The sequence below is a fragment of the Thermodesulfobacteriota bacterium genome (assembly GCA_040753795.1).
GTDB lineage: Bacteria > Desulfobacterota > Desulfobacteria > Desulfobacterales > Desulfosudaceae > JBFMDX01.
The window spans coordinates 1-15,128 of record JBFMDX010000024.1 but is presented as its reverse complement, the minus strand read 5'-3'; the positions used below and the strand labels follow the sequence as shown (position 1 = coordinate 15,128).

Genomic DNA, 15,128 nt, shown 5'->3' with positions numbered 1-15,128 from the left:
CTCCTTTGATTCCTTTTCAGTAGCCGCGTTCGATGATGAAAGCGGCGATTTTCCGCAGGGGGTCGGCGTTTTCTCCAAAAGACGCCAGGGCGGCCAGGGAGTCTTCCACCAAGGTGTGGGCCAGTTTCCTGGCATCCTCCTTTCCCATAAGCCCCGGGAAGGTGGCCTTCTTCTGCCTGGCGTCTTCCCCCGTCGATTTTCCCATCAGGGACGGATCGCCTTCAATGTCCAGCAGATCATCGGCGATCTGAAACGCGAATCCGATCTGTCCGGCATACGCGATCAGACGGCCGGTCGTAACGGCGTCGGCACCGCCGAGCAGGGCGCCGACATGGACGGCGGCGGTGATCAGGGCCCCGGTCTTCAGTTCCTGAAGACGCCGCAGGTCCTCCGGCGTCTGGGGCTTTTCCGTGGCCAGCATGTCCCGCATCTGGCCTTCGATCATGCCGGTGTTCCCGGTGGCGGCGGCAATGATCCGGATGCATTCCAGACGCGTTTCCGGTCCGGTCGGAACATGTTTCGCCGAGGCCAGGACCTGAAAGGCCAGGGTGTGCAGGGCGTCTCCGGCGAAAATGGCGGTGGCCTCGTCAAACGCCGCGTGACAGGAGGGCCGACCCCGTCGCAGAGGAGCGTTGTCCACACCCGGCAGATCATCATGGATCAGGGAATAGGTGTGGATCAGTTCAATGGCGCAGCCGGCATGAAGGGCGACTTCCGGGTTCCCGCCCACGGCTTCCGTGGCTGCCAGGCAGAGAATGGGCCGCAGGCGTTTGCCGCCCGCTTCCAAACAGTATGCCATGGCAACGCGCAGGCGCCCAGCCGGCACCATGTCGTCCAGGATGGCGGACAGGGCTTTATTGATCACGTCGCGGCGCTCCCTCAGGTACTGGTCCAGGGCGGCGGCCGGCCCGGCCGGGCGGTTAGCTGTCATTGCGGCTATCATCGGGAATAAAAGGCGTCTCCACGTATTCGCCGGCGCTGTTTTTCAGCAGCAGGCTGATTTTCTGTTCCGCTTCGTTCAGTTTTTCCGCGCAGGCCGCGGACAGTTTCATGCCGGTTTCAAATTTTTTCAGGGCGGTTTCAAGCGGCAGATCGCCGGATTCGATTTCAGCCACGATGGTTTCCAGTTCCTGCAGCGCCTGTTCAAAATTCTTTTTCTGTGTCATGGCGTTTCCCTCCTGTCCGGTTTGACTTGACAGTTGATGATTCCCCGGGCCACCCGCAGCTCCAGGTTGTCGCCGGCGGATACCTGCAGGGGGGTTGTGATGACGCGTCCGCCGGGAATTGTCCGGGCAATGCTGTATCCCCTTTCCAATACGGCGGTGGGGTCAAGGGCGGTAAGGGTGGCGGTGATGGTATGCAGGCGGTGGCGCTTTTCCCGGATAAAAGCGGCCGTCTGCCGGGTCAGGCCGGCACGGGCAAGTTCAATGGATCGCCGCCGGTCTTCAAGCAGCCGGGCCGGCTGTCCGCCGGTCAGCCGTTCATTCAGCCAGTCCAGACGGGTCTGCCGGCCCCGGAGGCTGTTCTTCAGCATCCGTTCCATGCGGGCCATCAGGTCATCCAGCCGCAGCCGGATATCCTGGACATGACGACGGGGATCGGCCAGGCGGCGCAGCAGGGAGGACAGCATTTCACGGTTGCGGCGAAGGAGTTTGTCGGCGGCGCTGACCAGTCGCCGGTGCAGTCCCCGGCGGGCCGCCAGCAGATCCTGCCGGACCGGGACCATCAACTCGGCGGCGGCCGAAGGCGTGGGGGCCCGCAGGTCCGCGACAAAGTCGCAGATGGTGAAATCCGTTTCATGGCCCACGGCCGATATGACCGGTATGACGGATCCGTAAACGGCCCGGGCCACGATCTCCGAGTTGAACGGCGCCAGATCCTCCAGGCTGCCGCCGCCCCGGGCGATGACCAGCACCTCCGCTTCGGCCCGCTGGTTGGCCAGGGCCACGGCTTCGGCTATCTCGCGGGCGGCGTTTTTCCCCTGGACCGCCACGGGAAAAATCTGGATGCGCAGGCCGGGAAAGCGGCGGGTGGCGACCTGGATAATGTCGTGGACTACCGCTCCCGCGGGCGAGGAGATGATGCCGATGGTGGCCGGCATGAAGGGAATCGGTTTCTTGCGGGCCGGGTCGAACAACCCTTCTTCCCCCAGTCTTTTCTTGAGTTGTTCAAAGGCGATGAGGAGTTCTCCGGCGCCCTTGGGCATCATATGTTCCAGGATGATCTGATAGGTTCCCCGTGGCTCATAGACGCTGATCCGGCCCAGCCCGGTGACCTTCAGGCCGTCTTCCGGGATGAACTTCAGGTGACGGTGCTGGCCGGCGAACATGACGGCGCCGATGCCGGCCTTGTCGTCTTTAAGGGTGAAGTAGTAGTGACCGGACCCGGCGGTCCGGAAATTGGAGATTTCGCCCTCAATCCAGATGATGGGGAAGTTTTTCTCCAGCAGGTGCTTGATCGCGGCCGTCAGGCCGGATACGGAATAAACCGTGCCGGTGGTGTTTTCAGGTGACGCCATAATCCCTTTTCATTTCAACAAATCCTGGACCCCGGGGCTGTCTCCGTCAACGACCGCGCCCGGCTGTCTACTCCTCGGTCAGCGCCGTGATCTGCGCCAGGACCTGCTGCGTGTCAAAGCCCTTCAGGCGGATGGCCCCGGACCGGCAGGAGGCCACGCAAAGGCCGCACCCCTTGCACAGGGCCGGATTGATGGTCGCTTTCCCGGGGTTGAATCTGGCGCTCTTGTCGATGAAGGACGGGGCGGAGTAGGGGCAGATGGACACGCACACTCCGCAGCTGCAGCATATCGAGGGAACGACCTCGGCAACAGTGCCGCTGGTGCGGATGGTCTTCCGGGCCAGGAGCGTTACCGCCCGCGTGGCCGCCGCCGTGGCCTGGGCAACGGACTCGTCAATGGGTTTGGGGGCGTGGGCCAGGCCGCAGATGAACACACCGTCCGTGGCGCAGTCCACCGGCCGCAGCTTGGCATGGGCCTCCATGAAGAAACCGTCGTTGTTCAGGGTGACTTTATACTGCTGGGCCAGGGGATTGTCTTCCGGGGGGACGACGGCCGTGGCCAGCACCATCAGATCCGGCGTTATTTCCAGGGGGCGACGGAGGACGGTGTCGACAACGCGGACTTTGAGACAGCCGCCTTCCGCGCGCACGTCCGGCCCCTGTTCGGCGCGATAACGGAGAAACACGATCCCTTTCTCCCGGGCCTGTCGGTACAGGTCTTCCCGTAACCCGTAGGAGCGCATGTCCCGATAGAGAATATAGACGTCCGTTTCCGGGTTAAGGGCCTTCAGCCGCAGGGCGCTCCGGATGGAATGGGTGCAGCAGACCTTGGAGCAGTAAGGCCGTTCGGGGATCCGGGAACCGACGCATTGAACAAACAGGACGGTGTTTTTCCGGGACAGGGCCGGATCTTTTTCGATCATTTTACGGTCCAGTTCCAGGCTGGTCATCACCCGCGGATCCTTCCCGTAAAGATATTGATCCGGTTTCAGCTCACCGGCGCCGGAGGCGATAATGATGACGCCGTGCTCCAACTCCACTGTCTTGTCCGGGGTCCGGACGGTGGCCTTGTAGTTGCCGACGAACCCGTCCGCCTTGATAATCTCCGAGCTCGCGAAAATATCGATCTTGTCGTCGGCCTTGATCTCCTCGATCAGGCGGTTGAGATTTTTCTGAACATCTTCTCCCTGCCAGGTTTCCTGAATCTGCCTGGCCTGGCCGCCGAGATGATTGCTTTTTTCAATCAGGTAGACGTGGTAGCCCTGCGCGGAAAGGGTTTTCGCGGCGGTAATGCCGGCAATGCCGCCGCCGACCACCAGGGCCGACGGGTTGATCTGCAGTTCGGCTTCCGTCAGGGGCTCGATGAGGGATGCCTTGGCCACCGCCATGCGGACCAGGTCTTTTGACTTGGCGGTGGCGGCTTCCGGGTTGTCCTTGTTGACCCAGGAGCACTGGTTGCGGATGTTGGCCATTTCAAATACATACTTGTTCAGGCCGGCGTTGGTCAGGGTTTCCTGGAAAAGCGATTCATGGGTTTTGGGGGTGCAGGCGGCGACCACCACCCGGTTGAGATTTTGCTCCCGGATGATTTTGGCCATGTTGTCCTGGGTGTCCTGGGAGCAGCTGAACATGTTCTTCTCGGCGTAAACGACGTCTTTCAGGGTCCTGGCGTATTCCACCACCGCCGGCACGTCGACCACCCCGGCGATGTTGGTGCCGCAGCAGCAGACAAAAACGCCGATACGGGGCGGTTCGCCGCGGGTATCCAGTTCCGTCGGTGATTCCTTCTTTTTACTCAATGTCCAGCGGGCTTCCACCAGGTCGCAGCCGGCAGTGCCGGCCGACGCGCTGGCCTCGATGACGGAGGAGGGGATGTCCTTGGGCGCTTCAAAGGAACCGCACACGAAGATGCCGGGCCGGGAGGTCCGGACCGGTTCGAAACTGCTGGTTTTAACAAATCCATAACCGTCCAGGTCGACCGCCATGGATCGAGCCAGAGCCGCCGCCGTCGGGTTTACCCCCAGGCCCACGGACAGCACCACGATATCGAACTCTTCTTCCATCCGCCGGCCGGATTCGTCAAAATACCGGATGAGCTGATTGCCGTTCTCGGTGGGAAGGATGTTGGTAATTCTGGACTTGACGAAACGGACGCCATACTGGTCGCGGGCCCGGTTGTAATACCTTTCGAAGTCTTTCCCATGGGCGCGGATATCCATGTAAAAAACAGCCGCGTCCAGGGGGTCCTTGCAGTGCTCCTTGGCCAGCATGGCCTCCTTGATGGCATAGGTGCAGCAGACCGATGAACAGTACCCCCGGGCGCCGATATGGACGTCCCGGGACCCGATGCACTGGAGCCAGGCGATTTTCCGGGGCTCTTTTTTGTCGGACGGCCGGACCAGGTGCCCGCCGTAGGGACCGGATGACGACAGGATCCGCTCGAATTCCAGGCTGGTGACGATATTTTTGGATTTTTCGTATCCGAAGTTGTCGTGGCCTTTCGGATCATAGGGGTCGCATCCGCTGGACAGGATGACCGCTCCCACCTGGAGGGTGACGTCCTGGGGCTTTTCGTCGTAATTAATGGCGCCGGTGGGGCAGACCTTTTTGCAGTTCCCGCATTTCCCCTTGGTCAGAAAGATGCAGTGGTCGGCATCGATGGCGTATTTAAGCGGTACCGCCTGGGCGTATTTGACGTAAATGGCCTTGCGCTGACTCAGGGCGCCGTCGTATTCGTTGGCGACTTTCTTCGGGCATTTTTCCGCACACAGACCGCAGGCGATGCATTTGTCCATATCCACGAACCGGGGGTGCTTTCGCAGGGAAACAGCGAAATTTCCCGCCTCGCCGGATATGTTCAATACTTCCGATAATGTCAGTAACTCGATATTGATGTGCCGGCCGACCTCGACCAGTTTGGGCGAGATCACTCACATGGCGCAATCATTGGTGGGGAAGGTTTTATCCAGTTGAGCCATCAGCCCGCCGATGGAGGAGGAGCGTTCAACCAGATAGACGTAATAGCCGGAATCGGCCGCGTCCAGTGCCGCCTGCATACCGGCAATGCCGCCGCCGACGACCATTACTGCCCCGATTTTCTTTTGAGACATGGTGATCACCTATTCCAGTAATGATTCGATTCTGCTGACATCGAGGACATGCCTGTCCATCCCCAGTTCGCTTCCCTTGATGCCCATGGCAAGCCCGAGAAGCTGGGGAAATAAAACGCTCAAGACACCGATTTCCATCTGGCGCTGCAAGGCCATCATCTGCTGGACCCGGCCGAACTGCATCTGACAATAGGGACAGGCGACGCATAGATAATCGGCCCCGGACCGCTTGGCATCGGCAAGTTTTCTTCCGGTCAGGTCCAGGGAAAGCCCGTCGTTGACGCCCAGCATGGGAGCGCCGCAGCATTCCAGCTTTAACGGCCAGTCGACGCTGACGGCGCCGGTGACCGTGACCAGTTCATCGAGCAGAACCGGCGCGACGGGATTGTCGAATTCAGTGACGTCGCTGGGCCTCAGCCCGTGACATCCGTAGTGCGACGCGATGCGAATGCTTTTAAACGGCCGGACCACTTTTTCTTTCAGCGCGCTGATGCCGATGTCATGGCACAGAACGGACAGAAAATGCCGGATGCCGATTGTTCCCGTACAGGTCAGGCCTTCTTTGGACAGTGCTCCGTTGACTTCATCCCGGAGGGCCGGGTTGTTTTTGATCAGGTGGGCGGCTTTCTTCAAATTGCCGAAGCAGCACATGCACAGCACCATCATGTCCAGGCCCGTCTTTTCCGACAGGGCCAGGTTGCGCGCGGCCATGAGCAGGGAGGTCCCGGCGTCGATGTTCCGGACCGGATAGCCGCAGCATTTGAATTGGTCGTTGTCGGCGATTTCGATTCCCAGCCGGTTGCACACGGCCCTGGCCGAAAGTTCATAGTGCTGGACTCTGGCCGGAATATTACACCCGAGAAATAACGAATATTTCATTATCGTATTCCTTAATGAGCGGCGCGTTCCCCGGAAACGGCCGGAACGGAAGTACGGGCCGCCTTTTGCGCGGCGAGGTTTTTCAGTTCATAGAAGATATCGGTTACCTTAACGCCCTGCGGGCAGTGCTCCTGGCACTGATAGCAGGTCAGGCAATACCACAGCATTTTAGAACCCATGGCCAGATCCTCCAGGCCCAGGACCAGGGAACGGATGATCTGGTGGGGAAGCAGGTCAAGATGCTCCCGGGGATCGTCGTAGTTGCCGGCTACCGGGCAGACCGTGGAGCAGTTTTCGCAGGTAAAACAGGAGGCAAAGGTGGCGGCGCGGCCGGAAAGGGCGGCGGAGAGACCGAATCCTCCGTCGGCCGGCGCCAGTGCGATTGTCTGTTCCGGCTGCCGCAGCCGCGCGGCATCACCGCCCAGAGCCTGCTGCGCTTTCCGCGGCGGCTCGGCATATTGATCCGGCGCCAGCTCCCGCTGACGAAGTCCCCGGTAAAAAGACAGGGGGGTCAGCGTCAGGGGAACCGCCTGGCCGCGCAAAATCATCTCTTCCCGGACCCGGAACCACAGATCCCGAAGGTTGATGCCTGCCGGGCAGACCACCGTGCAGCGGTCGCAGTTGGTGCAGAGGTAAACGCCCTGCTGAATGGCCGCCAACCCTCGCGGGCTCAACTGTTTACCGGCGATATAATCCTTCAGGAAGGCCATTCTCTCCGAGGGCAGAATCAAATCATTGCCGAGGCTGTCGCCGGCGACCGCCACCGAGCAGTGGAGACTGCAGGTGCAGCAGCGCGTGCAGGCATCCAGCTCCATGACCTGGCGGGTCATGACGTTGGCGGCGGCGGAATGTTCATTCATGACGCCGTTGGCCAGCAGGCTGGCCGGGGTGGTGAACACGTGAAGCATTTTGCTGAAAGGAAGATAGGCCAGGCCCAGGAGGCAGGCCGGGACATGGATGTTCCAGAAGAACTGGTAGTACTCGTAGGAAGTGAGCTTGGTCAGTTCCATGGCGATTCCGGAGAGCATGATCACCGCCAGGAGGGTCAGGGCGTAACGATCCATGGGGCCGGTTTTCAGTCGCGGCACCTTAAGGACAAAACGCCGGTAGACGGCCAGGGCGATTCCCGCCAGGACCATGAGCCCCGGAACGATCAGGAAGGGATTGAGCTTCAAATAATACCGGTCGGCCAGGGGAGTGGCGATGATCCGGTCAAGGGCATGGGTGAAGAACAGGAACATGAAGCCGGTGAAGATCAGCATGTGCATGATCCAGCGCAGCCTGTCTTTTTCCAGAATCCGCAACTGAAGCAGCACGTCCCGGAAAAAAACGCGGATCAGGATCATCAGCCGGGGGCTGAACAGGACACCGGACAGGCCCTTCAGAACGGCCGCAACACGGGTCGACATCGTCGTCTCTCCGGGACCGGTTCCGATCTGAAACCGGAACCAGCCTGACATCTTATAGAGCAGGCCGACCCCGAAGACCGCCAGGGCGCAATAGATCGCAAGCGTGTAAAACATGTCTCAGATTTCCTTATTTTCGTCGTCTTTTCCGGTCAGAAATCGCCAGAAGAACACAAAACCGATCAGGGCGGCAATCATCAGAACATAGACCACCCCCTTGGTGTGCGTATAAAATTCCTGATAGGTAAAATAAACGGGTTCCATCAATACGGTCTCCTTAAGGCTGTGCCTTTTTAATGGACATCCTTGTATTCCGGGTGTTCATAAAAGATCGGCATCCGGGTGACGATAAACCGGAAAGCAACAATGCCCACGGTGACGATGAAAACGGACAGAGAGATCTCCATCCAGTGCGGGAAGTATCGCTGGCTCGCGGGAAGCTGCCAGTTGAACGCGATCAGGCAGACATTCAGGCGGTTGATGACAATGCCCAGCACCGTCCAGGCGGCGGTCCATTTGATCAGCCCCAGATCCCTGTTGCGGACGCCGACCGCGTATAAGAGTGACGGCAGGGCGATAAATCCCAGCAGTTCGACCAGAAACCACATCCCGTAAGGCGTACCCAGCAGCCGCCAGTGGTTGCCGGCGGCAATCCCCATCATCTTGATGGTGAAGTAACCCAGCAGGACCATGGAAGCGGCTTTGCCGAACCCCAGGGTTACGCCCTCTTTTTCGCTGCGATGGGTTTCATCCATTTTATCCGCAAAATAGCGGTGAGACAGCGTGCTTTCAAAGATCACCATGGACAGCCCCGCGATGATGCTCGATATGAAAAAGAATACCGGCAGATAGGACGAATACCACAGGGGATGAAGCTTGGACGGCGCGATCAGGAAGAGGGCGCCCAGGGAGGACTGATGCAGGGTGGACAGCACGACGCCCAGCACCGTCAGCGCCAGGGTCAGCCGGACGGCCAGCTGCCGCACTTTTTTCAATCCCAGCCATTCCAGGGGGGCCGGCAGGAATTCAAGAAACAGCACCGTCAGATAGAGGGCGACGCACGCGGCCACTTCAAAAAGCAGGGAAGTGGTGCCCTGTTGCATGATAAACGGATAGGGCAGGCGCCAGGGCCGGCCGACGTCGTAATTGAGGGCGAAAACGACCAGCGCGTATCCCAGAAATCCCGTCAGCACCGCCGGCCGGACCGCGGAGTGGTATTTTTTCATTCCGAAAAGGTAGACGGCCGCCGAGGTCACGTATCCTCCGGCCGCCAGGGCCACGCCGACCAGCAGATCGAATCCGATCCAGAGCCCCCAGGGGTTGTCGTCGGAAAGATGGGTCACGGCCCCCAGTCCCATGGTAAACCGCAGGACGGTGATGATCAGCCCGAGGAAAATAATCAGCCCGGCCACGATATGAAAAGGGGTCAGCAGTGATTTGACGTCGAATGATGTTTTGTCGAACATCAGAGATCCTCCTCGGCCGGCGCCGGCGCGGCCGTTTCATGCGCCGGTGCTTCCCGTTCCTGATTGAAGATTATTTCCTTGCGTTTGGATATGGCGTAGATCCCCATCAGCAGCACCGGCCACAACCCCACCACCACGGGAACCGCGGACAGGGCGCCGGATGTCAGCTCGGGGGCCGGGGTGACGCCGAGGTCCTCCCGCATGCCGATTTGAGAGAACGGAACGCCGGAAATATACAGCCAGCTGGTGCCGCCCATTTCCGTCTCGCCGTAAATGTGATCCACATACCGGCCCGGATACTTGCGGAACCTTTCCCGGGCGATCTTGAGCAGTTCTTTCCGCTTGCCGAAGATCAGGGCCTCTTTGGGGCAGGCTTCCACGCATCCGGGAAGTTTTCCTTCCATTACCCGGGGGTAACACATGGTGCATTTCATGACGCGGGGCGTCAGGGGCTCGTCATATTCGTAAGTCGGAATCTCAAAAGGGCAGGCGATCATGCAGTAGCGGCATCCGACGCATACGGAGGGATCGTAGACGACCGCGCCGGTTTTTGTCTTCTGGAAGGCTCTGACAAAACAGGCGGAGGCGCAGGCCGGCTCCAGGCAGTGATTGCACTGGTTCTTCCTGAACAGAGGCGCTTTCCGGCCGTCGATCGCATACTTGTTGACCACCGTAAATGTCTTGGCTGTTGTCCGCCGTTTTTCATTGAGTACGGTCAGATCGGTAAACGGCTTTTCGGGCGCGGGCAGTTCGTTGACCCTGGCGCAGGCCGCTTCACAGCTGCGGCACCCCACGCACAGCGTGATGTCGTGCAGGACACCGAAGCTGTCGGGATAGCCTTCAAAGTGCTTGCCGCCGCCGGCAAGGGCCGATTTTCCCACGGCCGATCCCAGCCCCGCCGCGCCTATCCATCCGAGAAACTTCCTTCGTGACATGGACATGTGATGTTCCTCAACTTACTATGGGTTTGACTCGATTTTCTTATGGCATTCCGTGCATCCGGCCGGTTTGGCGATGTCCATTTCCCGGTGACAGCCCATGCACTGCTGATGATAGGCGCCGATGATGCCGGGTTTTAACGGATTTTCCCTGTCAAAGGTTTTGCCGTGGCAGCTGGCGCACTGGGGCGGTTTTGTCGAGGCGGGGCTGTGATGATGACAGCCCATGCACAGGGTGCCTTCCTGGTCGTGGAAGTACCCGGCCAGACGGTTTTCCTTGATATTATCCGCCAGCGCCCGGACGATCTTTCGATGGGGAAACTCGACCGCTTCATATTCTCTGGAAAGATGCTTGATCACCACTTTCTCCGGGATATCCTCATCCGGGTAGGTGCCGGTGACCGGTTTTCTGGATTGGAGCATGTCGCCGGCCATGGTCTTTTCCGCTTCCGGCGTCAGGGGAGATTCGTATCCAGACGGCGGCGTCATATGGCAGATCAGGCATGATCGATCTTCGTTGGCCGGCTTTGTTCCCATGAGGGCATGACAGCCGGCGCAATTCTTGTCCCGCGTTTTTCCGGCATGACAGCCCGTGCAGCTTCGTTCCGTATCCGCCAGATGCATGGCGGTTTCGAGGCGGACGTCTTTGCCTTCCTTTGTTCCGGTAAGGGTATGACATTGGTTGCACGGCTGGAGGCTTTCATGGTGACAGACCCGGCAGGTGTCGTTATAGGTTTCATGGCCTTTATGATCAAAGGGCACATAATTCATCCGGGTCGGTTTTTCTTCTTCCCCTGCCGGTTTCGACGCGGTCTTCAGCAGCGCCACGTCCGGTTGCTTCCGCTCCATTCTCGGAAGGGGCCAAACTTTTTCGATTTTCGCCTGGGCCTCGGCGTCGTGACATCCGGCGCAATCGATGGGCCCGCTTTCCATCTTTCTGGCCAGGTTGCCGGCGTGGCAATTGACGCAGGCCATGTGGGAGGCCAGGCGCATGGAAATGACCTTGTCCGTTGTTTCGGCACGATGACAATAGCGGCAGGTGCCTTCCTGGCCCTTGGCATAAAACAGTTTTTGCTCTTTTTCGTCATATTCGTGGTGACACTGCTCGCATTTTTTCTGCCGCGCTTCAGAATGCCGGAAGTGCAGGGAGGCGTCAAACCCCATGGGCCGGCGGGAAGAAACGTACTGTTTTTGTTCTTTATGGCAGCCGTCGCACTCCACCGGGCCGGTTTTTTCCCGCGCTTTTTTCATGTCCCCGTGGCAGGAGATGCATTCCTGGTGATAAATATTCATCACCTCGACCCGGTTCGTATCTTTTGTCCTTTTGAACTTCAGGGAAATACGGTCTTTTTCCGGTAGATGGCAGACGGTGCAGTCGCGGTTTTTTTCGGACAGGGCCTTGGTGTGAGCATCGTGAAGAAATTCAACCGGTTGCTTTTCCAGGTGGCCGAAGGCGGTCAGGCCGTCGATGGAAATCAGGTCAGGGCGAAGCTGCGAGGGTTCCGGCGAAGACGGATCCCGTCCATACAGGTCGGTGCAGAATATGCCCATCGTGACTATTGATAACACACAGGCGAAATAAGCCAGATGTTTTCTCGTCATCATTTTCCGATAATCCTTAAATAATGATCAACCGTTTCAACTGGTTGTCGCCGCATCCCGGGATTATATCCGGTTACGGCCCGCGCTCATGCCCGGCGACCCTCCACGGAAAAATGTTTTTTCCGCAATAAAACGACCCTCCTTTTTAGAATATTTTTCTACGGATTGCAAAAAAAAATTGCTGTTATTTCGGAAAAGGCGCAAGTTTATTCCCGTCTTGAATCGGAAGGCGCATCGCGATCGCAGGCGGGAAACCATGCCTTCCGCTACTGGTCTAAAAGCGGAAAAGGGGTGAAAAAGTATTTGATTATCGAAAAAGTTTTTGATACTTATTCCCCCTTGTGGCGTTGGTGCAAAAAACGAAAAACAGGTCAGTGACCGGAAGCGACAGCGCCGCCCGAATACAACGCTTGATATTTAAATCGATATATTGGCAAACCCGTTTTTTCGGAGGAATTCAAATGGTTCGATTGACAATCGATGGAAAGGAGATCCTGGCGCCGGAAGGAAGTACCATCCTGGGAGCGGCCAGGAGCGTCGGCATTCGTATCCCGACGCTTTGTTTCCATGAAAGGCTGAAACCCATCGGCTCCTGCCGCATGTGCGTGGTCGAGGTCCAGGGGTTTCCGGAGCCGGTAACGGCCTGTGACACCCAGGTGGCGGAAGGCATCATGGTTACCACCCATTCGGAAAATCTTTTTCGGATGCGGCAGGAAACCCTGAAGCTCCTGCTGGTCGATCATCCCCTGGATTGTCCCATCTGCGACAAGGCTGGTGAGTGCACGCTTCAGGATCTGGTGGTTGAGTTCCAGGTCAAAGATGTGCCCTACCAGATTCCCCGGAAGGAAAAGAACGCCACCTATGCCACCTCCCTGATCCGATACTGGCCGGATCGTTGCATCCTTTGCCTCCGCTGCGTCAGCGCCTGCAGGGAAATCAAAGGGATCGGCGCTCTGGAGGTGAAGAATGAAGACGGTGTGCATCAGCTCGCGGTCAATACGGAAACATGCGTTTCCTGCGGCGAATGTCTGCAGGTCTGCCCGACGGGCGCGCTGACGGAAAATCTAAGCGACATCAAGGGGAAAGCCTGGACCATAGAGAAAGTGCCCACTACCTGCACTTATTGCGGCTGCGGCTGCCAGATGGAGCTGAACATATTTAATAATCAGATTGTCGCCGTCACGGGGCGAAAAGACAGCAGCGTGAATCAGGGCAGTCTGTGCGTGAAAGGCCGGTTCGGCTATGAGTTTGTCTCCAGTGAAGAGCGTCTGAAAACCCCCCTCATCAAGCGGGACGGCCGGCTGGTCGAGGCCTCCTGGAACGAAGCGTTGAGCCTGGTCGCCGAGAAGTTAGGTAAAATAAAAAAGGAATACGGTCCGGACGCGATTGGCGGGCTGACCTCCGCCCGGTGCACCAATGAAGACAACTATATATTTCAGAAATTCATGAGAGCGGTGATCGGTACCAACAATGTCGATCACTGCGCCCGCCTCTGACACAGCTCCACGGTAGCCGGTCTGGCTGCCTCTTTCGGAAGCGGCGCAATGACCAATCCCGCCAGGGACGTACTGAAGGCGAAGGTGATCCTCATTACCGGAACGAATACGACGGAAAACCATCCCATCATCGCCAACTCTATCTATGAGGCGGTCCAGAAGAACGGTGCCAGGCTGATCGTGGCCGACCCCAGACGGATCAAGCTGGTCGATATCTGTGACCTGTGGCTGCGCCCGAAGGTGGGAACGGATGTCGCCTGGATCAACGGTCTCATCAACGTCATTCTCAGCGAGAACCTTCAGGCTACGGAATATATCGAGGCCAGGACCACCGGTTTTGAAGAACTGAAAAATTGCGTTGCCCGTTATACTCCTGACTATGTATCGGAAATCACGGGGATCCCCGCCGATGACCTGGTTGCCGCTGGCCGGATGTACGGGACGGCAAAACCCGCGTCCATTCTTTATACCATGGGAATCACTCAGCACACACACGGAACCGACAATGTAAAGTCTCTGGCGAACCTGGCCATGCTCTGCGGAAATGTGGGTGTCGAAGGCGGTGGCGTCAATCCCCTGCGGGGTCAGAACAACGTGCAGGGCGCCTGTGATATGGGCGGCCTCCCCAACGTGTTCACGGGCTATCAGCCGGTAACGGATGCCGCCGTGCGGGAGAAGTTCGCTGCGGCCTGGAAGGTGGCGTCCCTTCCCGCCGATATCGGCATGACCGTGACGGAAATGATCCCGGCGGCCGGCAGCAAGATCAAAGCCCTTTATGTCATGGGAGAGAACCCCCTGCTCAGTGATGCCGACCTGAATCACGTGGAAAAGAGCCTGGCGAAACTGGATTTTCTGGTGGTTCAGGATATCTTCCTGACGGAAACCGCGAAAATTGCGGATGTGGTACTGCCCGGCGTCTGTTTCGCGGAGAAAAACGGCACATTTTCCAATACCGAGCGCAAGGTACTGAGAGTGCGCAAAGCCTTGGATGCCCCGGGCGAAGCCATGGATGATTATCGAATCATCACGGAGATCGCCGGCAGAATGGGTTACCCCATGGTCTACACGGACGCGTCCGCCATCATGGATGAAATCAACAGGGTCACCCCGAGCTACGCCGGCATCCGGTATGATCGGATAGAAAAAGAGGGGCTGGTGTGGCCGTGCCCGGATGAAAATCACCCGGGAACTCCTGTCCTTCACGTCAACCAGTTTACCAGGGGAAAGGGACAGTTCTTCCCCATCGAGTACAAGCCTTCGGCGGAAGTCAGCGACGGCGAATATCCTTTTGTCCTGACAACCGGCCGGGTCCATGCGCATTATCATACCGGCACCATGACCCGGAAAGGCACCGCGTTAAACCGTATCTATCCCGAGGCGCTGGCGGAAGTCAACACCGAGGACGCGAAGGCCATTCATCTCGCGGACGGGGATTATGTCAATCTGATTTCCCGGCGCGGTCAGATGAAAATAAAGGCCATGGTTTCCGATGTGACCGATCGGGGGGTCGTGTTCGTGCCGTTCCATTTTATTGAGGCCGCCGCCAACAAACTGACGAACAGCGCGCTTGATCCTGTATCCAAGATACCGGAGTTTAAAATCTGCGCCGTCCGGATGGAGAAAGTGTGATGGAACCGTCTGGAGTCTGTCCGTAACAAGTAAATAAAAAATGTACACAAAGGCCGCCCGAAAGAAATTCAAGGGCGGCCTTTTT

Annotated in this window: 12 protein-coding genes; 2 read left to right on the top strand and 10 right to left on the bottom strand. The window is 58.3% G+C overall.

Annotation, left to right across the window (positions count from 1 at the left end; all coding sequences use genetic code 11):
- Window positions 1-16: 16 nt before the first annotated feature.
- From AB1724_18510 to hmcA, 10 genes are all read right to left on the bottom strand, one after another.
- Window positions 17-931, bottom strand: coding sequence for a polyprenyl synthetase family protein (locus AB1724_18510; protein ID MEW6079806.1), 915 nt, complete (start codon window positions 929-931; stop codon window positions 17-19).
- A complete protein-coding gene (xseB, locus tag AB1724_18505) occupies window positions 921-1,166 on the bottom strand; it encodes an exodeoxyribonuclease VII small subunit (protein ID MEW6079805.1) in 246 nt (81 codons plus the stop codon). Before xseB ends, AB1724_18510 begins: the two co-directional genes overlap by 11 nt.
- Window positions 1,163-2,518 carry an exodeoxyribonuclease VII large subunit gene (xseA, locus tag AB1724_18500; GenBank protein MEW6079804.1) on the bottom strand — a complete coding sequence of 452 codons (1,356 nt, stop codon included), beginning with the start codon at window positions 2,516-2,518 and terminating at the stop codon, window positions 1,163-1,165. The genes xseB and xseA overlap by 4 nt, the downstream gene beginning before the upstream one ends.
- Window positions 2,519-2,585: 67 nt before the next feature.
- Entirely contained in the window at window positions 2,586-5,627 is a 3,042-nt protein-coding gene (locus AB1724_18495) for an FAD-dependent oxidoreductase (GenBank protein MEW6079803.1), read from the bottom strand.
- A 9-nt stretch (window positions 5,628-5,636) separates the two neighbouring features.
- Entirely contained in the window at window positions 5,637-6,506 is an 870-nt protein-coding gene (locus AB1724_18490) for a CoB--CoM heterodisulfide reductase iron-sulfur subunit B family protein (GenBank protein MEW6079802.1), read from the bottom strand.
- An 11-nt stretch (window positions 6,507-6,517) separates the two neighbouring features.
- Window positions 6,518-8,029: a 4Fe-4S dicluster domain-containing protein gene (locus AB1724_18485; protein ID MEW6079801.1), complete on the bottom strand. Its 1,512-nt coding sequence runs from the start codon at window positions 8,027-8,029 to the stop codon at window positions 6,518-6,520.
- Between the two features lie 3 nt (window positions 8,030-8,032).
- Complete coding sequence (gene hmcD / locus AB1724_18480) at window positions 8,033-8,176, bottom strand: sulfate respiration complex protein HmcD (GenBank protein MEW6079800.1); 144 nt, start codon at window positions 8,174-8,176, stop codon at window positions 8,033-8,035.
- A gap of 29 nt (window positions 8,177-8,205) precedes the next feature.
- Complete coding sequence (gene hmcC / locus AB1724_18475) at window positions 8,206-9,378, bottom strand: sulfate respiration complex protein HmcC (protein MEW6079799.1); 1,173 nt, start codon at window positions 9,376-9,378, stop codon at window positions 8,206-8,208.
- Window positions 9,378-10,313, bottom strand: coding sequence for a sulfate respiration complex iron-sulfur protein HmcB (gene hmcB / locus AB1724_18470; GenBank protein ID MEW6079798.1), 936 nt, complete (start codon window positions 10,311-10,313; stop codon window positions 9,378-9,380). The genes hmcC and hmcB overlap by 1 nt, the downstream gene beginning before the upstream one ends.
- Window positions 10,314-10,337: 24 nt before the next feature.
- Window positions 10,338-11,921 carry a sulfate respiration complex hexadecaheme cytochrome HmcA gene (gene hmcA / locus AB1724_18465; protein ID MEW6079797.1) on the bottom strand — a complete coding sequence of 528 codons (1,584 nt, stop codon included), beginning with the start codon at window positions 11,919-11,921 and terminating at the stop codon, window positions 10,338-10,340.
- Window positions 11,922-12,083: 162 nt separating this feature from the next.
- On the opposite strand from hmcA, the gene AB1724_18460 reads away from it, so the two are divergent.
- Both AB1724_18460 and fdhF read left to right on the top strand, forming a co-directional pair.
- A complete protein-coding gene (locus AB1724_18460) occupies window positions 12,084-12,296 on the top strand; it encodes a hypothetical protein (protein ID MEW6079796.1) in 213 nt (70 codons plus the stop codon).
- A gap of 83 nt (window positions 12,297-12,379) precedes the next feature.
- On the top strand, window positions 12,380-15,043 hold the full coding sequence (fdhF, locus tag AB1724_18455) for a formate dehydrogenase subunit alpha (protein MEW6079795.1): 2,664 nt from the start codon (window positions 12,380-12,382) through the stop codon (window positions 15,041-15,043).
- The last annotated feature ends 85 nt before the right edge of the window (window positions 15,044-15,128 follow it).

What these genes read in the sequence shown, in the direction of transcription:
- AB1724_18510 (MEW6079806.1), bottom strand. Translation starts at nt 931, where the DNA reads ATGACAGCTAACCGCCCGGCCGGGCCGGCCGCCGCCCTGGACCAGTAC.
- xseB (MEW6079805.1), bottom strand. Translation starts at nt 1,166, where the DNA reads ATGACACAGAAAAAGAATTTTGAACAGGCGCTGCAGGAACTGGAAACC.
- xseA (MEW6079804.1), bottom strand. Translation starts at nt 2,518, where the DNA reads ATGGCGTCACCTGAAAACACCACCGGCACGGTTTATTCCGTATCCGGC.
- AB1724_18490 (MEW6079802.1), bottom strand. Translation starts at nt 6,506, where the DNA reads ATGAAATATTCGTTATTTCTCGGGTGTAATATTCCGGCCAGAGTCCAG.
- AB1724_18485 (MEW6079801.1), bottom strand. Translation starts at nt 8,029, where the DNA reads ATGTTTTACACGCTTGCGATCTATTGCGCCCTGGCGGTCTTCGGGGTC.
- hmcD (MEW6079800.1), bottom strand. Translation starts at nt 8,176, where the DNA reads ATGGAACCCGTTTATTTTACCTATCAGGAATTTTATACGCACACCAAG.
- hmcC (MEW6079799.1), bottom strand. Translation starts at nt 9,378, where the DNA reads ATGTTCGACAAAACATCATTCGACGTCAAATCACTGCTGACCCCTTTT.
- hmcB (MEW6079798.1), bottom strand. Translation starts at nt 10,313, where the DNA reads ATGTCACGAAGGAAGTTTCTCGGATGGATAGGCGCGGCGGGGCTGGGA.
- hmcA (MEW6079797.1), bottom strand. Translation starts at nt 11,921, where the DNA reads ATGATGACGAGAAAACATCTGGCTTATTTCGCCTGTGTGTTATCAATA.